The organism is Symbiopectobacterium sp. (genome assembly GCF_047692315.1).
Classification (GTDB): domain Bacteria; phylum Pseudomonadota; class Gammaproteobacteria; order Enterobacterales; family Enterobacteriaceae; genus Symbiopectobacterium.
This window is the reverse complement of record NZ_JBLLJS010000011.1, coordinates 18,325-35,846: the sequence shown is the minus strand read 5'-3', so window position 1 is coordinate 35,846 and position 17,522 is coordinate 18,325. Positions and strand designations below refer to the sequence as shown.

The following is a 17,522-nucleotide window of genomic DNA, read 5'->3' as shown; positions in this document are numbered from 1 at the left end:
TTAAGTTATTGTTTCAACGCAAACTAAATGTATATCACAATTAAATGATTAAGGTGCACTGTTTAATGGAATTTATGCTATATCACTGTATGAAAGTATAAAATGTTGGTGGATATTATATGGATATACATTACATCTGCTCTGCGTTTAAAACAGCCTATCAGATCGAAGATCTCGATTTCATGGAGTTTGAAAGCAGTTTAGTTTTGTTTTCAAAAGAAAAAAGAATGATCTTTGAATTCCACTGCCAACCGGACAAGGCTGATGTGAAAAAGTGTATTGATGCATGGCTCTATCAGCGTGTTTTTGTGCAACGCATGCAGAGGAACTCTGGGCATGGACAGGAAGTTAAGGAGATAATCAGAAAAACATCATATTAATTTATTTTATGATTTCTTATCCGAAAGTTTATTTTTTAACTTAAAAATTATGGTTTTATTTTAGTTTTCAATATTTTCTGGTGTGAATGTTGATTTTATATAATGTTTTCTTCAGGTGAGAGAGCATCGATGTAAGGAAATCTGCTTATTTATCATGGAGATGTTATCTTTTTGGCGTGTGTGATTGTGTTGCGTAAATGTAATAAAGAAAAGCTGTGTGTTGACGATATTGCCTCTAGGCATCTATTCCTAGACCAAAGAGGCAAGCCATGTTCAAGAACGTTAGAGTCATCACAGGGATTTCGATTGCCTTTGCTGTCTTTATTTTGTTGCAGATAATAACCAGCGTGCTTTTTTATTCATCAGTAAACAACGATAAGGAAAATTTTCAAAAATCTGAAATACTGAGCTTTTAGCAAGAGCAGCTTACTGATAGTTTTCAATCTCTTGTAAAGACTCGTGTCGTCATCACCCGCGTAGCTATCCGTTTTCTGAAAAATCAAAAAGACGAAAAATCATTAGCGGCAATTAACGCGCTCTTGGCAACTGCCACCACTACGCTTGATACCGCAGAAAAACAGTTTAATCGCTATTAATCATCCCCTCGACTCGAAGGGCAGAGCGATGCTATTGCAAAAAAGGTGGAGAATGATTATCGCCAGCTGCATGATATTTTTAAAATGTCGATCCAATATCTTCAACGTGGAGACTATGAAGCTTATGGTAATCTTGATGTACAACAGGCACAGGATAATTTAGAGCAGAGCTATAACACCTGGAGAGAGCAGAATAATATTCTGGTCAGTGCTGGGCAGCGCGAAAACCACGCTAGCTTTGTGTCTATGCAATGGACGATTGGGATTATTGCAATAGCATTGATTATCGTGATTTCGACCATGTGGGGAGTGCTTCAGCGTATCCTTTTCCAGCCTTTGAGCCGTGTTATCCACCATATTCGTGCGATTTCGGGGGGCGATCTTACACAGTCCATAGAGGCTGAGAGTAAGAATGAAATAGGCCAGCTAGCATCAAGCTTAACATGGGCGAGATCGCCACCGCGTCAGATGAACAGAGCAGAGGCATTGAGCAGGTTAGCCAGGCTGTAGCGGAAATGGACGGTGTGACACAGCAGAATGCGGCCTTGGTCGAGCAATCAGCGGCAGCTGCGGCGGCCTTAGAAGATCAGGCAAACTATCTACGTCAGGCCGTTGCGACCTTTAAAATCCAGGAAGCAGGGCGTAGTCAACCCGCGAAGAGTGATGTTTTGTCCGTATCGTTACCAATATCTTCAAAGGTAACGGCCAAATCCGACAATGCCAATTGGGAGACGTTCTAAACCTGATGACTGATGTGAAATCGACAGATTTCACATCATATCGTCCTGGTTACTGGTTACTGGTTACTGGTTACTGGCTACGTCAGCGAGGGGAGAGCGTTCTCCCCTTTTTCTCGTCCATTTGCCCTATTTGTAGCATTTCGTCGGCCCACAACGTGGCGTCAAGCACGATGTGTATCATCTGCTGCTCGGTGATCTTTAGTTCGGTGATAAGGGCGTTCACACTCAGCCAGTTCTGTTTTTCATATTCAGTTGCCAGCATCAGGTAACGTGCGTATTTGCCAGAATTCTCGAGTAGAGCCTGTTTCACCTCGTCGGGAAGCGATATTTCTGACAGTAAAAGTGGCATCGGGCAGTCAAGGATGGCTTCAAGCGGGGAGAACAGTCCGCATAAAAAAGCATTAATTGGGTCATCTTTTCTATTCTGATGCAACGAGATCAGTTCGCAGCATTTCGCTCTCAACAAACTCAAGCGATATAGCTCAAATGATTTGTCATTATCGCCTTGGCTGGTAATGGTAACCAGTGAAATAAAGCGGCGTAACTCTTTTTGCCAAAGCAGCATGGCAATATAGCGAAAATTAGCCTGGAGCGGCATCATGCTTAATTTGCTGCGTAACCTGATATTATTGACGTATCGCATGGCCTTGTAAGCAAGAGAAAGGTCCTTACTGAGTAGTTTTTCAATCTGATCATAATTCAGCTCTTGTTTGTTTACCTCACTAACTTGCTGTAATACATTGTAATTTCTTACTGACAGTCGACGTGATTGGATGATTTCTGGTTTACTGAAAAGTATCCTTGAAAAAGAGAAATGCCCAATTTCTTTGCCTGGGTAAATTGCTCATGCGTCTCCACTTTTTCCGCGAGAAAAGTGATGTGCCGATAGGGGAGTTTTTGCATATAGGATGCTATGTCTGCAAATGATGAGAGTGTTAGATCGAATTTAAGCACATCAATATAAGGAAGAAAGCGGTTCCACTCAGGAGCCATTAAGAAATCATCCAGTGCCAGCTTAAAGCCTCTCTTCTTTAAACGCTTTACTGCTGCCAACAAGGTGTCATCAGGCGCCAGGATTTCCAGTACCACTTTTTCTGGTGGTAATGCCTCAACGAGCCCATTTGTGAGCATTTGATGTGGAACGTTGATGTAACTGATGTGATCGTCGACAAGTCGGCTTAATGAGTTGGTTAAAAATTGTTCTGTTATGATTTGCGCGGTGGCGTATTCAGGACTGACGTCAGGAAACGTATTGCGGATACCGTCGCGGAAGAGTAACTCATAGGCTACAGGTTGGAGGCTCTTATTCAAAATAGGCTGACGTGCAACAAATGAATACATAGTAATCCTCTAGATAGGCTTAGTGACTATTTTATTATTTTTCAATTGACTAATGTTCTTTCTAGACGTTTAACCTGATTCCTGTCTGGCAGTGCCCAACCATGGACAATTTATATGTCACGTAATGTGTATCGGCCAGAAACCTCTTTAATATTAGTCTTGTCAGATAAGAATTCCCGTGACCTTCCAGATATTTGATGTTTTTGAGGCATAGCACGCAGGGGAGTGGAGTGAGTTGGCAAGGCGCAGCGAGCGGAACAAGCAAATGACAGGCAGGGGAAAGATTGCCTGTCGTTGTGAAATGAACGCGACGGCAATCTTTCTTGACGATATCAAGCGATATTTCGGTTTTGTATTGTTAAACCCAGTGGTGGTGTGAATGTCGGGGGCACCTTGGCAGGAAGGCTTGGTGCATTCACCTGGAATACGCTCATCAAGGAAACCAGATGCTGTGCCTGATCGCGTAGGCCGTCAGCAACGCCGCTCGATTCTTCAACCAATACCGTATCTTGCTGTGTGACTTGATCCAATTGACTGACGGCATCATTAATTTGTCTGACGCCTTGTTCTTGTGTTGTCACACCAATCTCATTCGCGCTCAACGCGACATGACGCGATTGTTTTACCAGTTCGTCAATGGTGCCCCCAGCACAACTGACCAATTGTGAACCGCTATTGACGCAGTCTACGCTATCTTGAATGAAAGTTTTTATCTCTTTTGCCGCAGAGGCTGAACGTTGTGCCAGAGAACGCACTTCTCTGGCAATTACTGCAAAACCACGCCCTTGCTCTCCTGCCCGTGCAGCCTCAACCGCCGCATTCAGTGCCAGAATATTGGTTTGAAAAGCAATTCCATCGATCACGGCAATGATTTCATTGATCTTGTTTGAGCTTTGGCTGATTTCACTCATGGTTTGCACGATATCGGCAATCGCTTCACCGCTCTTGGCTGCGATGTTGCTAGCGGTGTCGGCTTGCTGGGTTGTTGCACGTACGGTATCTGCGTTTTGATGTATGGTTTGGCTAATTTGCTCAATCGACGCGGCGGTTTGTTGCAGACTGGCTGCTTGCTGTTCTGTCCGCTGGCTCAAATTGGCGCTACTTGCGGCAATCTCATTGGCGCCCACGGAGATTGACCCACTGCTCTCGCGGACTTCCAGCACGATGTTACGTAAATGATCGCGCATCTCTTCCATGGCTGAAAGCAGGCTGGTTTGACTGCCAGAGGGAATCGCTATGTGTGTGGACAAATTACCTTGTGCTATTTGTTGTACAACATGCATGGCATAAGCGGGTTCTCCGCCCAGCTGTCTTTTGATATGCCGTGTCGTCCACCATGCGATGGTCAAACCTAACAGCGCCGCGATGGCTGCTAATAGTAACTGTATATTGCCAGACAGGCGGGCGCCTTGAGTAGATTCGGCTGCTGCCAGAGTGGTATTGTCTTGCTGCTGTTGGATCATGGCTGAAATTTCTTGGAACAGCCTCATTTGTATTGGCTGTAACGTCTCTATTGCAAGAGATTGCGCATCGAGCAGTTGACCATTTTTTGCCAGATTAACCGCTTGCTGAGTGGTGGTGATATAGTCAGCATAGGTTTTGTTAAAATTATCAAGCGTCGTGAGCAAGTTAGGTAGTGTGATTTCTTGTTTTAGTCGTGTGAGCAGCAGATTGTTGCCCCCCAGCATTTGTTGGACTACGGCTTCACTTTCTGCCTGACTATTAATGTCATCCTGGAACGCCATGATTAATGCGGCTTTTGTGGCACTGTTTAGATTGTCCTTTAAATCCTGCATTGAAATAAGATTGGTTAGATGATGTTTCTCTTAATATTCAATGTGATCGCTGGTTTTACTCAATGCGATTCGACCAAAGGCGGCAACCAGCAGGCCGATGACAATAATGGTGGAGAAGCCAGCGCCTAACAGTACACCGAGAGAGATATTTTTCATTGGCCGCATATATTCCTCATGATGCTTTTTGATAATTATCGTTTTTATGGCGACGAGAAGAGTGGTATTACCACTCTTTGCACCTCTCGTTATCATACGCAACGCGCTGGTGTTAGATAATATGAAATAGAAATGGCACAAAGCATGCCAAATACAGGACCACCATGGTTTTTTGTGTTATATGCATATTTCTATGGTGAGGGGGATTTGTTTCTCTTATGTAACTAAACGGCGCGTTTGGCATTTTGACAGACAAGATACCGATTATTGTGGCGTTATTATACGGTGTTGGAATAAACATTGATGTTATTAGTCCATAAAGCTCAATGGCTATCGCTAGTTATCATACCTGTACCGGTCAATTTATGACAAAGTAGAATAACCACGCGACAAAGGATTATGGCAGGAGGATACGCTGTGATTCAGCACGATGCGAATATCACCTGGTGTTATCAGCACTATTGATAATGCACCCATACACCTGTGATGTCTGGGCGTAAGAGAGTAATGAACTTAAAGATGGATGAAAAATGAAAGTATTAACGTTTGGGGAAATGATGTTGCGGCTTAAGCCGCAAGGCAATAATCGTATTATGCAGTTTGATGCATTTGAGGCGGCGTACGGTGGCGCTGAAGCTAACGTGGCGGTTTCTCTTGCTTTACTGGGTAATGATTCAGCTTATCTCACTAAGTTGCCGGAGAATTTGCTGGGCGAAACGGCGCTGTCGACGTTGCGTAAATACGGTGTCGATACGTGCAAAGTATTACGCGGTGGTAGCCGCCTATCTACTTTTTTGAAAAGGGCGCTAGCGTTCGCTCCACCAATGTTGTTTACGATCGTGCAGGCAGCGCATTTGCTACTGCCAGCCAATCGGAGTTTGATTGGGAAACGCTCCTGCAAGATGTCGATTACTTCTATTTTTCGGGCATTACGCCGGCAATTTCTGCTGAATTAGAGCAGGCCATTACCAGTGCTTGTATCTACTGCCAGCAGCATAATATTCCCGTTGTTTGCGATATGAATTATCGCGGCAAAATGTGGTCGCCGGAAAAAGCGTAGATTGTCATGTCAAAACTGATGAACTACGTGACGATTTGTATCGCAAACGATGAAGATTTTGAAGCAACGTTAGGCATCAAAGCCTTCGATGGCGATATGTCTCGCGGTATCGAGCAAATTGATGCGTTCAAAGAGGGCATGCTGGCGGTAACGCGCCGCTACCCTGGATGTAAGATGGTTGCCAGCGTATTGCGTAATATTCGCTCGGTAGAGGACAGCCAATGGATGGGGTTGCTGTTGAGTGATGGTGAGTTCCATGAAACGACGCGCTATAACTTGCATGTGACGGAAGGCGTGGCGGCAGGCGATGCATTCGGTGTTGGGTTGATGCACGGTATCCTGCACCAGTTCGACGCTCAGGAGTCCATCGATTTTGCTATTGTGGCCAGCGTATTGAAATTGACGATTAGCGGTGACTTGAATCTGGTGCAAGAATCAGAGATTCGTGCCGTGATGAAAAAAGGCGGGGGCGCAAGCCTCAGTCGCTAAACGCTTCGGTTGCGGTTAGCGAACTGCCTGGATTGGTTCTGCTTGAAGCTAAGGTTGTGTGAGTAAAATCCGCAACCTTAGTTTTTTTACGTTGAGGTGAGAATGAAAAAGAACGTCTTGGTTGTGGTTGATATGCAGGTTGGGGTTTTGGCGATGCCACGTCACGACAGAGAGGGCAAAGCAGCATTGATCAATCAACTTATTGACGCTGCCGACCAGGTCGTTTTTATCCAGCATGCGGAGGGGGATATGTATGCCGGAGGCGAGTTATGGCAGATTATTCCTGAATTACACCAGCCAGCGCATGCGCACTGTGTCACTAAAACAGCCTGTGATGCGTTCTGGAATACGACGCTGGATGATGTATTGCAGCGCATAGGAACCCGAGCTTTTACCGTTTGTGGCTGCGCAACCGATTATTGCGTAGATACGACGATCAAGGTGGGGGCCAGCAAAGGCTACGCGATCACCGTGGCAGCAGATGCGCACACCACGGCGGATCGTACTTATGCCAGTGCCCAGCAGCTCATTGGCCAGCACAATGAGGTGTGGGCGGGGTACGACCCACCATCCGCGTTGGCGTTTCCACATCCCCTTCCATGATAATCGCCAATTCAAACGGTATGCTCTTCAGCCCAAAAATCATTCTGGCTCTCACACAGAAGGGACAGTGCTCATAGGTAAATAATTTCATTAGCGGTTCCTTGATGATGGGAAAACTCGATTGCCATACGGCATCAATTGTTATTGGTCAGACTAATACCAGACCGAGGGTGAGGTAAAGTCAGTGCGTGCTGGCCACTGGCGTTGCTGCACGGAATGTAACAGCGTGTGAGATACGGCGGAAAAGGAGAAATACGGGGTTTCCTTGCGGTGCGCTGGGCAAGGCGAGAGCTTGGCGAATTCTTTTATGATGCAAATCGTTATGTTTGAAAACGACGCTTTACATCCCATCGGGTAACCTTACCTCGCAATGACACTTCTATACATTTCATCTGCTATTGTCTCTACATCCCTTGTCAATGTTGTGATTTCCATCCCTGTCAAGAGAGTCATTTTTCCCGCCTTCGAGGCGGGTTTTTTTATCTGTTATTTGGCGGGGAGGGTGGAAACGATCTCCAGCATGCCATTGATGACAAATTGAACCCCCATACAAACCAGCAAGAATCCCATCAGACGCGCGATGGTTTCAATATACCGCTTTTGCCCAGCAGACGCACAATATAGCCAGAACTGCGTAAGCATCCCCAAAGGATGACGCTGGTCAGCAAGAAGGTGATTACGGGGGCAACTGTCACAACCCTAATCGCAATCCCGCTTTTAATTTGCGATGCGGTGCTGATGATTAGCGCGATCGTGCCGGGCCCCGCAGTACTGGGCATAGCCAGCGGAACAAAGGCAATATTAACCCGGTTTGCTGGCGGCCTCAGGACCGTGCTCTCTTTGGTGCGGCGGAAAGAGCATACGAAAACCGATGAACGCCACTATCAGCCTGCCAGCGATACGCAAGCCGGGAATAGAAATACCGAGTGTATTCATGATCAGTTGCCCACCATAAAAGGCAACTATCATGATAATAAATACGTACAGTGAGGTTTGAAATATCTGACGATTACGCTCCCCCTCACTCATATCACTTGCCAATGCAAGAAATACTGCAATGGTGGTCAAGGGATTCGCCAAGGGTAAAATCAAAACCAGGCCCAAACCGACCGTCTTAATGAGTTCCAGCATGTGGCCTCCAATGGGAATTGTGCACTGCTCACCCGGTGATAGTGCAGATACAAGCAGCGTATTCCGGCGGATCAGATTGGTGGCAATCCTTGCTCATCAGCCATTTTCTTAAAGCGCTCCAGCGTTTGTTCAAGCATATCGTGTGAAAATAACGTGAATAGCTGGCCCACCTTTCTTCCAATAAGCCCTCCCGGTGGTGTAAATCGAATCCACAAGGTGACGTTAACTTCGCCGTTTGGTGCCGGGGAGAAGGTCAGTCTCCCTTCATTCGGAACCAATGCGCCAGGGAGCGAACGCCAATGCATGGCTTCTCCCGGTTTCTCTTCAACGATGCGTGCTCGCCACTCTAGTAGCGAACCAAGCGGCGTGTTGGCTCGCCATAGGGAGTCGGTCTGGTTGAGGATAGTAATGGTCGCGAAATGGTTCATCAGCACAGGTAACGTTTCCGGCTTTCGCCATAAGGCATATAGCGCATCGGCTGGGTGAGCGATAGTGATGCTACCGCTTAAGGCATCAGGAGCGCTCTTATTGGCAAAACCCAATGATTTAAAAAAAGAAGATGGCACGCAGGATCCTCATTCATGTGGCCTTACAACCTACAGCGTTGTTTGTTATTTTTGCCCCTTCTTTCCTGTTAGGCAAGGTTTGCTCTGCCTCTGGATGCTGCGGAGCTAACGTAAAGGGAAGAACATCAGGCGTTCACTGTAATAGATGTCGCCCAATTTCATCGCATCGGGCTCTTGCCCATATTCGCAAAAACCTGCCTTTTGATACAAGCGGTAAGCAGCCAGATTAGAGGATGTCACACTCAGTAATAATATGTGCGCCCGCGTACGCGCGTGCGAAATGGTGTGATTTAGCAATTGCAGGGAAATGCCGTTACCGCGATAGTCTGGCGCGACGTATATGCTCCACAGGATGCCTTTGTGGGCAGATTTTAGTGTCTGAGGCCGCGCATAGCAGCACAGACCAATCAGTTGCTCTTCGGGCGTAAAGGCGCCGAAAATGACATTCTGTTTGATACGCGCTTCGAACCACGCCTCATTTTTGTGACATTCCTCTTCCCATGACGCCTGATAAGCATCGGGATGATTGAGCAGGCTTTCGAGTCGAAGTTGTTTAAAGGCGGGACTGTCTGACGTTCGTAGACGCCGGATGAGGGGAAACGTCATGATCATTCTCCGCATCAGAGGGAAAAAAGCCCCGAGGCGGGGCAGCATGTCGTTTACGAGCTATCGTCTGTTATTATTATCAACACACGATAGTCAATCACTGTGACATTTTTATGACGAGTAAGTCGCGCAGACACAAGGTGTTTTGAAAAAAATAAAATCCACTATTCGTTTTTTATTATTGATTCCAAATCCATTGAGCTATATCAATGCTATTATTTATTTTTGCTAAAAATGGCGGAAGTGTATACATATATTTCGCCACGATAATTAACATTTAACCGTACCATTTACGGATTATTTACTTGTCTATGGTCTCGTGCTAATTTCCCTCCGCTTTATTGGGAGAAGAAATTAAGAACATGAATAATCCATTCACAGCTGCATGGAGCCGCAATGGCAACCTTCTGTGCCACGGTCACTGGATCATTACATTTCAGTCCCGGGTATTTGACCTACCAGAGCCCTATCAGGAAAAACATATGGGAACGCTGGGAATATATTCGATTATTGATCCTGATGATAAATTATATCGCGAAGGATTAGATGAAGATGATTGGATAGTCGACAATATTGACTGGTTGGCCGACTGCTTCGAAAATAATCAGGTTCCGATTGAGGAGTGCTATTTCCGATTTTTTTATCAGGCGATTAATCCGCAAGATTGGCGTTGTACCAGCTGTGCGGGCTGCATGTAATCTCCGAAGCCCATTTAGCCCATTTAGCCCATTTAGCCCATTTATTTCCTTCATGCTAACCCCATATCTATGCCTGCTCTATCGCCAACCTTTACTTCTGCGCTAAATTCTGGAATAAGGCACGCAACAGCGTGAAGGGGGAGGGCGAACCCGTGTGAAAATGATACGCTGTGGTGATATATCCTCAATCAACGTGGAGTAAAAATGGAAACCGAGATTTTGCAGTTAAGTGCTCAGATTGGTGCTCGTCTGACCGCGCTGGGCGCAAAGTTGACTTGTGCAGAATCGTGTACAGGAGGCTGGATAGCAAAATCCATTACCGATGTTGCGGGGAGCTCCGGCTGGTTTGACTATGGATTTGTCACTTACAGTAACCAGGCAAAACAACACCTCATCGGCGTCAGTGAGGAAACGCTTGCCCTGTACGGCGCGGTGAGTGAACAGACGGTACGGGAAATGGCACAAGGTGCATTGCGCGCAGCCGGTGCCGATTATGCGCTTTCTGTGAGTGGGATTGCGGGCCCTGACGGTGGTTCTGATGACAAACCGGTCGGCACTGTATGGTTTGGCTGGTGTGACAAGCACGGTAACCTGTTAGCGCGTGAAATGCTGTTTCTTGGTGATCGGCATGCAGTGCGGCTTCAGGCGGTGCGCTTCGCACTACAGATGCTGTTGGATGGATTTCTGCAAAAATAATCTTGATGCTGTATGCGTATACAGTATAATGCTGTTAATGATTCGGTGACACGCCTGTTTTGATTACATACCAGTGTCAGTCACATAAAGAGCGCGGCCGTGTAGCGAAAGCGTTATGCCGCATGACAGGGGTAGAAATGGCTATTGACGAGAACAAACAAAAGGCATTGGCGGCGGCGCTGGGCCAGATCGAAAAACAATTTGGTAAAGGTTCTATCATGCGTCTGGGCGAAGACCGCTCAATGGATGTTGAAACGATCTCTACCGGCTCCCTGTCACTGGATATTGCCTTGGGCGCGGGTGGGTTGCCAATGGGGCGTATCGTAGAAATCTACGGGCCGGAATCGTCGGGTAAAACCACACTGACGCTACAAGTTATCGCTGCAGCACAGCGTGGAGGTAAAACCTGTGCATTTATCGATGCTGAACATGCGCTCGATCCGATTTATGCCAAAAAATTGGGCGTAGACATCGATAACCTGCTGTGCTCTCAGCCGGATACTGGCGAGCAGGCTTTAGAGATTTGCGATGCGTTGACGCGTTCAGGCGCGGTGGATGTGATCATCGTTGACTCCGTGGCTGCATTGACGCCGAAGGCGGAAATAGAAGGTGAAATCGGTGATTCCCACATGGGGCTGGCTGCTCGAATGATGAGCCAGGCCATGCGTAAGCTAGCAGGTAACCTGAAGCAGGCGAATACGCTGCTGATTTTCATCAACCAGATCCGTATGAAAATTGGCGTTATGTTTGGTAACCCGGAAACCACCACCGGTGGTAATGCGCTGAAGTTTTATGCATCCGTGCGTCTCGATATCCGCCGTATTGGCTCCATCAAAGATGGAGAAGAAGTGGTGGGAAGCGAAACTCGCGTAAAAGTGGTGAAGAACAAAGTGGCCGCGCCCTTTAAACAGGCTGAATTCCAGATTATGTACGGCGAAGGGATCAACATCCACGGTGAATTGGTCGATCTTGGCGTAAAACATAAACTGATTGAGAAAGCGGGCGCCTGGTACAGCTACAACGGTGACAAAATCGGGCAAGGCAAAGCGAATGCGTGCAACTACCTGAAAGAAAACCCGGCAGTAGCAGCCGAGTTGGACAAAAAGCTGCGTGAAATGTTGCTGCACAACAAAGACTATGTGCCTGCACCAGCAAGCGAAGCTGGCTTCTATGATGATGCAGAAGCCGTGGGTAATGAAAATAACGGTGAATTTTAAAACGGCGTAAGCTGATCGAAAGGAGCTGGGCAGACGGTAACAGCAATTTGTCTGGCTCCTTCACCGAAATATATCCTCAATGACCACCGTAACCCCCTCTATCAACGCGCTTACCTGTGCAATGCGCCTTTTAGCTGTACGCGATCACAGCGAAGGGGAGCTACGCCGTAAGCTGACAGCTCGCATTGATCCGGTATTTGATGCTGCTGATATTGATGCTGCTCTGACGTACTGCCATGAGCATGGCTGGTTGGATGATGCCCGGTTTGCACTGCGCTATATTAATGGGCGAAGCCGAAAAGGCTATGGCACTCAGCGTATTGTGGTGGAATTACGTCAGAAAGGTCTTTCGCGTTCAGTCATTTCATCTGCACTACTGGAATGTGAAATTGACTGGTATGCCTTAGCGCAGCAGATAGTAACACGTAAATTTGGTGATGTGCCGCCAACTGACTGGAAAGAAAAAGTAAAACAGCAGCGATATTTTTTAACTCGTAGCTTTTCGCATGATGAAATTCAGGACATTTATGCGAATTTTTCGCATTGAATGCATCCGATGTTTTACTTCCCACCGAAGAAAATTTATCTTATTCCCACTTTTTGTTCGTGAGTTGCACGGGTAGCGTCAGCATGCTGCACTAGCCTTGCCCACGATCTGTTCTTTTAGTTTCATTCCAGGACAATTATGAGCAAGAGCACCGCTGAGATCCGTCAAGCGTTTCTCGATTTTTTCCAGAGTAAAGGACACCAGATCGTTTCCAGTAGTTCACTGGTACCGAATAACGATCCGACATTGCTGTTTACCAACGCGGGAATGAACCAGTTTAAGGATGTTTTCCTGGGACTGGACAAGCGTAACTATGTGCGTGCAACCACGTCACAGTGCTGCGTGCGTGCGGGCGGTAAGCATAACGATTTAGACAATGTCGGGTATACCGCGCGTCACCACACGTTCTTTGAAATGCTGGGCAATTTCAGCTTCGGTGACTACTTCAAGCGTGATGCAATCCAATATGCATGGGAACTGCTGACCGGCCCGCAATGGTTTAATCTGCCCAAAGAGAAACTGTGGGTAACGGTATATGCCACCGATGATGAAGCCTATGATATCTGGGCAAACGAAGTCGGCGTACCGGCCGAGCGTATTATCCGCATTGGCGACAATAAGGGTGGCCAATACGCGTCTGATAACTTCTGGCAGATGGGGGATACTGGCCCATGTGGTCCGTGCTCGGAAATTTTTTACGATCATGGTGACCATATCCAAGGCGGACCACCGGGAAGTCCGGATGAAGATGGCGATCGCTATATCGAAATCTGGAACCTGGTATTTATGCAGTTTAACCGCCAGGCAGATGGTACTATGGTTCCATTGCCTAAACCCTCAGTCGATACCGGGATGGGGCTGGAGCGTGTTACCGCTGTATTGCAACACGTCAACTCCAACTACGAAATTGATGTGTTTACCACATCGATCAAAGAAGCCGCGCGTATTATTGGTACCCATGATTTGAGCAACAAATCATTGCGTGTCATCGCTGACCATATCCGCTCTTGCGCATTCCTGATCGCTAACGGTGTCATGCCTTCCAATGAAAACCGGGGTTATGTTCTGCGCCGTATTATTCGCCGCGCAGTGCGTCATGGTAATTTCCTGGGAGCTAAAGACGCCTTCTTCTATAAATTGGTTGCGCCGTTAATTCAAGTCATGGGGTCTACGGCTGACGAATTGAAACAGCAGCAGACGGTGGTTGAACAAGCGCTGAAAGCGGAAGAAGAACAGTTTGCTCGTACGCTGGAGCGCGGCCTTAGCCTGTTGGATGAAGAGATTAAAAACCTGAAAGGGAAAGTGCTGGATGGTGAGACGGCGTTCCGCCTGTATGATACCTACGGTTTCCCTTTTGATCTGACGGAAGACGTGTGCCGTGAGCACGATCTGACGGTGGATAAGCAAGGTTTTGAACGCGCAATGGAAGCACAGCGCCAACGCGCGCGTGAAACCAGCGGATTCGGTATCGATTATAACAATCTGATTCGTGTTGATGTGGCAACGCCGTTCACCGGATATGACAAGACGCAGCAGCAGGCCACTGTCGTTGCGCTCTATCAAAACGGGCAGGTAGTTGATGCGATCAATGCAGGAGAAGAGGGCGTTGTTATTCTGAACGAAACGCCGTTCTATGGTGAATCCGGTGGCCAGGTGGGCGATACGGGGACGCTGCATAATGCGAATGTGCGCTTCGCCTTGGGGAACACCCAGAAGTTTGGTCAGGCGATCGGCCATCTGGGGATGCTGACTCAGGGTACACTTCGCGTCAATGATACCGTGAATGCAGACGTAGATAGTGAGCGTCGCGATCGTATTCGCCTAAATCATTCCGCCACCCACTTGCTGCATGCAGCACTGCGCCAGGTATTGGGTGATCACGTTGCGCAGAAAGGTTCATTGGTTAACGATAACTATCTGCGTTTTGATTTCTCACAACCGGAAGCCATGACGGCAGAGCAAATCCGTCAGGTGGAAGATATCGTTAACGCGCAGATTCGTCGTAACCACGATGTTGAAACCAATGTGATGGCGTTGTCTGATGCTAAAGCAAAAGGCGCGATGGCGCTGTTCGGCGAAAAATACGAAGACCATGTGCGCGTATTGACGATGGGCGATTTCTCCATTGAATTATGCGGCGGGACACACGCCAAGCGTACCGGAGACATCGGTTTGTTCCAGATTGTCTCAGAATCTGGCACCGCGGCGGGTATTCGACGCATTGAGGCCGTAACAGGCAGTGGGGCATTGACAGAGCTGCATCGTCAAAGTGACGTATTGCAGGATGTCACTCAACTGGTCAAAGGCGATAGCCATAACGTGGCTGATAAAGTTCGTGCCCTGCTGGATCGTACTCGTCAGTTGGAGAAAGAATTGCAACAACTGAAAGAACAGCAGGCGGCGCAAGAAAGTGTATCGCTTTCCTCCAAAGCGAAAGATGTCAATGGCGCGAAATTGTTGGTAACACAGTTGGATAACACCGAGCCGAAATTATTGCGTACTATGGTGGATGATCTGAAGAATCAGCTCGGTTCAGCCATTATTGTGCTGGCAACTGTATCAGAGGATAAAGTCAGTTTGATTTCCGGTGTCACGAAAGATTTGACCGATCGTGTTAAAGCGGGTGAATTGATTGGCTTTATTGCTCAACAGGTCGGCGGTAAAGGTGGTGGACGTCCAGATATGGCGCAAGCCGGCGGGAACGACCCAGCCGCTTTACCTGCGGCGTTATCCAGCGTTGAAACCTGGGTAATGGATAAGCTATAACTATAAATAGTGAGTTATCTCAACGAAACGCCAAAACTTTCGTTTTGGCGTTTCCCCTTGAGCAAAGGAACTATGCCTGGGGGTGTCGTGATAAACAGCGAAAATGGCTGATATCGACTAAACTAAAATTAACGATACACTGGAGTAAGATGACGGAGTGCGTTTCCCCATTCAGTTTACTGTTTTCACGGCGCATGATGGAGAATGGCGGGGAGACAAAGAGACCCGACTCTTTATAATCTTTCAAGGAGCAAAGAATGCTTATTTTGACTCGTCGGGTTGGCGAAACCCTCATGATTGGCGATGAGGTGACGGTTACCGTACTAGGGGTAAAGGGCAATCAGGTTCGTATTGGTGTTAATGCGCCGAAAGAAGTTTCTGTTCATCGCGAAGAGATTTACCAGCGGATCCAAGCGGAAAAGTCGCAACCGACGTCCTACTGATTTACCAAGCGTCTCGCCCTTTTGGCGGGACGCCTTCGTTTTAGCTTTCCTGTTCTATTCCCTACTCCGTTTTATTTTCTTCTCGGCGTATTGTTTCAGAGCTATCGATAGCCGTTAACGCTGTTAATAAAATAGACTTTTCGCTGTGAATCTGCGCGTGTTGGGTGTGATTTGTTCAAACAACCACGAGTTGGGAAAAATTGTTTGACTTATAAGTCCGGGAAAGTAATATGTGCGCCACGCAGTACCGGTGAGCACGATGAAGGAAACATCATCATCGTGGTTCGAAGGTTAGCGTATTGGTGAGGTGGCCGAGAGGCTGAAGGCGCTCCCCTGCTAAGGGAGTATGCGGTCAAAAGCTGCATCGAGGGTTCGAATCCCTCCCTCATCGCCATTTACTATGCATCCGTAGCTCAGCTGGATAGAGTACTCGGCTACGAACCGAGCGGTCGGAGGTTCGAATCCTCCCGGATGCACCATTCGCTTTTCTCTTCTGTCGCAATTCTTGATACCACACTTTTTCCTCTGAGTTTGTAATCATTATTTCATGCACTGTGTTAGCACGTACTTATCGATCATACCGATATAAATAACCTTGCTTTTTGTAGTTTTATTGAACCAGCGACATCATTTTGACTTTGCGCTAAAGTAACGGTTCTTTTGCGCTATTCATGGAGTCACGATGTACGATCGTTATCAAGGCCTCATTTTTGATATGGATGGCACCATTCTCGATACCGAGCCCACACATCGCGCGGCCTGGCACAACATTCTGGGTAAGTACGGCATGACGTATGATGCTCAGGAAATGGTGGCTTACAATGGGGCACCCATCGAGAAAATCGCTGCGGTGATCCTGGCCCGGCATAACGTAGATATGGACCCAAAGGCACTGGCCACGGAAAAGCTGGCGCTGGTGGAAGAGATGCTGTTTGATACGGTAAAACCGCTGCCCTTGATTGAGGTGGTGAAAGCGTATCAGGGACGTCGGCCCATGACGGTAGGTACCGGTAGCCCACGCCATCTGGCCGATAAGCTGCTACGTCACCTTGGCCTGCGCGACTACTTTGTTGGTATTGTCGGCGCGGAAGATGTGCAGCATCATAAACCCTTTCCGGACACCTTCCTGCGCTGCGCCCAGCTCATGCAGGTTGAACCTGAAGCCTGTGTCGTATTCGAAGATGCGGATTTTGGTATTCAGGCTGCACAGCGAGCAAATATGGCCTTTGTCGACGTTCGCACGCTGTGAGTGCGTTCTGGGGGCTGGTTTCTTTTTCTCAGTGCTACATTATTGCCCGGCAGCTCTGAAGTGCTGCTGGTCTCTTTACTGGTGGCGAAGGTATCCGGCGTTGTTCCGTTGATTGTCGTCGCGACGATAGGCAACACGCTGGGGGCATGACTAACCTGGTGCTGGGGCGTATTCTGCCACAGCCAAAACCGCGTACCGGTGCATTGATGGCGCTACGCTGGTTGCAGCGTTGTGGTCCGGCGGCTCTCTTATTGAGTTGGGTGCCTGTTATTGGCGATGTGCTGTGCGTTGCAGCAGGGTGGCTGCGTCTGCCGTGGTTTTATTCCACGCTCTTTATCTGCATGGGTAAAACGCTGCGTTATATCGTGGTAGCCATCGTGGCGTTACAAGGAATGACTTTGTGGTCATAACGTATAGCACTGTATTTTGGTAGAGATGATAC

At 47.6% G+C, this 17,522-nt stretch carries 18 protein-coding genes, 2 tRNA genes and 5 pseudogenes; 17 read left to right on the top strand and 8 right to left on the bottom strand.

Annotated elements, in window-relative coordinates:
• Window positions 1-119 precede the first annotated feature (119 nt).
• The 4 genes and pseudogenes from ACMZI0_RS03585 to ACMZI0_RS03570 form a co-directional block, all read left to right on the top strand.
• Complete coding sequence (locus ACMZI0_RS03585) at window positions 120-380, top strand: hypothetical protein (protein WP_415671970.1); 261 nt, start codon at window positions 120-122, stop codon at window positions 378-380.
• 269 nt (window positions 381-649) lie between these two features.
• Window positions 650-1,111, top strand: a pseudogene (locus ACMZI0_RS03580) (Tar ligand binding domain-containing protein); the annotation flags it as partial.
• A 111-nt stretch (window positions 1,112-1,222) separates the two neighbouring features.
• Window positions 1,223-1,486 carry a HAMP domain-containing protein gene (locus ACMZI0_RS03575; RefSeq protein WP_415672051.1) on the top strand — a complete coding sequence of 88 codons (264 nt, stop codon included), beginning with the start codon at window positions 1,223-1,225 and terminating at the stop codon, window positions 1,484-1,486.
• Window positions 1,420-1,609 (top strand): annotated as a pseudogene (locus tag ACMZI0_RS03570) (methyl-accepting chemotaxis protein); the annotation flags it as partial. The gene ACMZI0_RS03575 and the pseudogene ACMZI0_RS03570, both read left to right, overlap by 67 nt.
• 189 nt (window positions 1,610-1,798) lie before the next feature.
• Here ACMZI0_RS03570 and ACMZI0_RS03565 read toward each other — a convergent pair.
• The 4 genes from ACMZI0_RS03565 to ACMZI0_RS03550 all read right to left on the bottom strand — a co-directional run bounded on the left by ACMZI0_RS03565 (window position 1,799) and on the right by ACMZI0_RS03550 (window position 5,009).
• Window positions 1,799-2,317, bottom strand: a complete 519-nt coding sequence (locus ACMZI0_RS03565) for a hypothetical protein (protein WP_415671969.1) — start codon at window positions 2,315-2,317, stop codon at window positions 1,799-1,801.
• Window positions 2,318-2,466: 149 nt separating this feature from the next.
• A complete protein-coding gene (locus tag ACMZI0_RS03560; protein ID WP_415671968.1) occupies window positions 2,467-3,057 on the bottom strand; it encodes an EAL and HDOD domain-containing protein in 591 nt (196 codons plus the stop codon).
• Between the two features lie 332 nt (window positions 3,058-3,389).
• On the bottom strand, window positions 3,390-4,802 hold the full coding sequence (locus tag ACMZI0_RS03555) for a methyl-accepting chemotaxis protein (protein ID WP_415671967.1): 1,413 nt from the start codon (window positions 4,800-4,802) through the stop codon (window positions 3,390-3,392).
• Between the two features lie 81 nt (window positions 4,803-4,883).
• Window positions 4,884-5,009, bottom strand: a complete 126-nt coding sequence (locus ACMZI0_RS03550; protein WP_415671966.1) for a hypothetical protein — start codon at window positions 5,007-5,009, stop codon at window positions 4,884-4,886.
• 530 nt (window positions 5,010-5,539) lie between these two features.
• Here ACMZI0_RS03550 and ACMZI0_RS03545 point away from each other — a divergent pair.
• The 3 genes from ACMZI0_RS03545 (at window position 5,540) to ACMZI0_RS03535 (ending at window position 7,161) form a co-directional block, all read left to right on the top strand.
• A complete protein-coding gene (locus ACMZI0_RS03545) occupies window positions 5,540-5,965 on the top strand; it encodes a PfkB family carbohydrate kinase (RefSeq protein ID WP_415671965.1) in 426 nt (141 codons plus the stop codon).
• A 110-nt stretch (window positions 5,966-6,075) separates the two neighbouring features.
• Window positions 6,076-6,558, top strand: coding sequence for a PfkB family carbohydrate kinase (locus tag ACMZI0_RS03540; RefSeq protein WP_415671964.1), 483 nt, complete (start codon window positions 6,076-6,078; stop codon window positions 6,556-6,558).
• Window positions 6,559-6,660: 102 nt separating this feature from the next.
• Window positions 6,661-7,161 (top strand): isochorismatase family protein, encoded by a 501-nt coding sequence (locus tag ACMZI0_RS03535; RefSeq protein WP_415671963.1) that lies wholly within the window; start codon window positions 6,661-6,663, stop codon window positions 7,159-7,161.
• On the opposite strand, the pseudogene ACMZI0_RS03530 reads toward ACMZI0_RS03535, so the two are convergent.
• The 4 genes and pseudogenes from ACMZI0_RS03530 to ACMZI0_RS03515 all read right to left on the bottom strand — a co-directional run.
• Window positions 7,118-7,252, bottom strand: a pseudogene (locus ACMZI0_RS03530) (glutathione S-transferase N-terminal domain-containing protein); the annotation flags it as partial. The gene ACMZI0_RS03535 and the pseudogene ACMZI0_RS03530 overlap by 44 nt on opposite strands.
• Window positions 7,253-7,647: 395 nt before the next feature.
• Window positions 7,648-8,292 (bottom strand): annotated as a pseudogene (locus ACMZI0_RS03525) (MarC family NAAT transporter).
• Window positions 8,293-8,363: 71 nt separating this feature from the next.
• Complete coding sequence (locus ACMZI0_RS03520) at window positions 8,364-8,858, bottom strand: SRPBCC family protein (RefSeq protein ID WP_415671962.1); 495 nt, start codon at window positions 8,856-8,858, stop codon at window positions 8,364-8,366.
• A gap of 105 nt (window positions 8,859-8,963) precedes the next feature.
• Window positions 8,964-9,464, bottom strand: coding sequence for a GNAT family N-acetyltransferase (locus ACMZI0_RS03515; RefSeq protein ID WP_415671961.1), 501 nt, complete (start codon window positions 9,462-9,464; stop codon window positions 8,964-8,966).
• A gap of 362 nt (window positions 9,465-9,826) precedes the next feature.
• Here ACMZI0_RS03515 and ACMZI0_RS03510 point away from each other — a divergent pair, with 362 nt between their 5' ends.
• The 10 genes and pseudogenes from ACMZI0_RS03510 to ACMZI0_RS03465 all read left to right on the top strand — a co-directional run bounded on the left by ACMZI0_RS03510 (window position 9,827) and on the right by ACMZI0_RS03465 (window position 17,490).
• Window positions 9,827-10,162 (top strand): hypothetical protein, encoded by a 336-nt coding sequence (locus tag ACMZI0_RS03510; RefSeq protein WP_415671960.1) that lies wholly within the window; start codon window positions 9,827-9,829, stop codon window positions 10,160-10,162.
• A gap of 204 nt (window positions 10,163-10,366) precedes the next feature.
• On the top strand, window positions 10,367-10,858 hold the full coding sequence (gene pncC / locus ACMZI0_RS03505; protein ID WP_415671959.1) for a nicotinamide-nucleotide amidase: 492 nt from the start codon (window positions 10,367-10,369) through the stop codon (window positions 10,856-10,858).
• Window positions 10,859-10,995: 137 nt separating this feature from the next.
• Window positions 10,996-12,075, top strand: a complete 1,080-nt coding sequence (recA, locus tag ACMZI0_RS03500; protein ID WP_415671958.1) for a recombinase RecA — start codon at window positions 10,996-10,998, stop codon at window positions 12,073-12,075.
• Between the two features lie 79 nt (window positions 12,076-12,154).
• The gene (locus tag ACMZI0_RS03495; RefSeq protein WP_415671957.1) at window positions 12,155-12,622 is read left to right on the top strand and encodes a regulatory protein RecX; all 468 of its coding nucleotides are present in this window, start codon (window positions 12,155-12,157) and stop codon (window positions 12,620-12,622) included.
• Between the two features lie 138 nt (window positions 12,623-12,760).
• Window positions 12,761-15,388, top strand: a complete 2,628-nt coding sequence (gene alaS, locus ACMZI0_RS03490; protein ID WP_415671956.1) for an alanine--tRNA ligase — start codon at window positions 12,761-12,763, stop codon at window positions 15,386-15,388.
• Window positions 15,389-15,645: 257 nt separating this feature from the next.
• The gene (gene csrA, locus ACMZI0_RS03485; RefSeq protein ID WP_005972168.1) at window positions 15,646-15,831 is read left to right on the top strand and encodes a carbon storage regulator CsrA; all 186 of its coding nucleotides are present in this window, start codon (window positions 15,646-15,648) and stop codon (window positions 15,829-15,831) included.
• A gap of 301 nt (window positions 15,832-16,132) precedes the next feature.
• Window positions 16,133-16,225: transfer RNA gene (locus ACMZI0_RS03480), tRNA-Ser, on the top strand.
• A gap of 8 nt (window positions 16,226-16,233) precedes the next feature.
• A tRNA-Arg gene (locus ACMZI0_RS03475) sits at window positions 16,234-16,310 on the top strand.
• 203 nt (window positions 16,311-16,513) lie between these two features.
• Window positions 16,514-17,080, top strand: a complete 567-nt coding sequence (yqaB, locus tag ACMZI0_RS03470; protein ID WP_415671955.1) for a fructose-1-phosphate/6-phosphogluconate phosphatase — start codon at window positions 16,514-16,516, stop codon at window positions 17,078-17,080.
• Window positions 17,081-17,490: pseudogene (locus ACMZI0_RS03465) on the top strand (YqaA family protein).
• Window positions 17,491-17,522: the final 32 nt, after the last annotated feature.

Coding starts and splice junctions, on each gene's coding strand:
- pncC (WP_415671959.1), top strand. CDS start 10,367: ATGGAAACCGAGATTTTGCAGTTAAGTGCTCAGATTGGTGCTCGTCTG.
- yqaB (WP_415671955.1), top strand. CDS start 16,514: ATGTACGATCGTTATCAAGGCCTCATTTTTGATATGGATGGCACCATT.
- csrA (WP_005972168.1), top strand. CDS start 15,646: ATGCTTATTTTGACTCGTCGGGTTGGCGAAACCCTCATGATTGGCGAT.
- ACMZI0_RS03565 (WP_415671969.1), bottom strand. CDS start 2,317: ATGATGCCGCTCCAGGCTAATTTTCGCTATATTGCCATGCTGCTTTGG.
- ACMZI0_RS03495 (WP_415671957.1), top strand. CDS start 12,155: ATGACCACCGTAACCCCCTCTATCAACGCGCTTACCTGTGCAATGCGC.
- ACMZI0_RS03550 (WP_415671966.1), bottom strand. CDS start 5,009: ATGAAAAATATCTCTCTCGGTGTACTGTTAGGCGCTGGCTTCTCCACC.
- alaS (WP_415671956.1), top strand. CDS start 12,761: ATGAGCAAGAGCACCGCTGAGATCCGTCAAGCGTTTCTCGATTTTTTC.
- ACMZI0_RS03555 (WP_415671967.1), bottom strand. CDS start 4,802: ATGGCGTTCCAGGATGACATTAATAGTCAGGCAGAAAGTGAAGCCGTA.
- ACMZI0_RS03510 (WP_415671960.1), top strand. CDS start 9,827: ATGAATAATCCATTCACAGCTGCATGGAGCCGCAATGGCAACCTTCTG.
- ACMZI0_RS03515 (WP_415671961.1), bottom strand. CDS start 9,464: ATGACGTTTCCCCTCATCCGGCGTCTACGAACGTCAGACAGTCCCGCC.
- ACMZI0_RS03575 (WP_415672051.1), top strand. CDS start 1,223: ATGCAATGGACGATTGGGATTATTGCAATAGCATTGATTATCGTGATT.
- recA (WP_415671958.1), top strand. CDS start 10,996: ATGGCTATTGACGAGAACAAACAAAAGGCATTGGCGGCGGCGCTGGGC.
- ACMZI0_RS03560 (WP_415671968.1), bottom strand. CDS start 3,057: ATGTATTCATTTGTTGCACGTCAGCCTATTTTGAATAAGAGCCTCCAA.
- ACMZI0_RS03545 (WP_415671965.1), top strand. CDS start 5,540: ATGAAAGTATTAACGTTTGGGGAAATGATGTTGCGGCTTAAGCCGCAA.
- ACMZI0_RS03535 (WP_415671963.1), top strand. CDS start 6,661: ATGAAAAAGAACGTCTTGGTTGTGGTTGATATGCAGGTTGGGGTTTTG.
- ACMZI0_RS03585 (WP_415671970.1), top strand. CDS start 120: ATGGATATACATTACATCTGCTCTGCGTTTAAAACAGCCTATCAGATC.
- ACMZI0_RS03540 (WP_415671964.1), top strand. CDS start 6,076: ATGTCAAAACTGATGAACTACGTGACGATTTGTATCGCAAACGATGAA.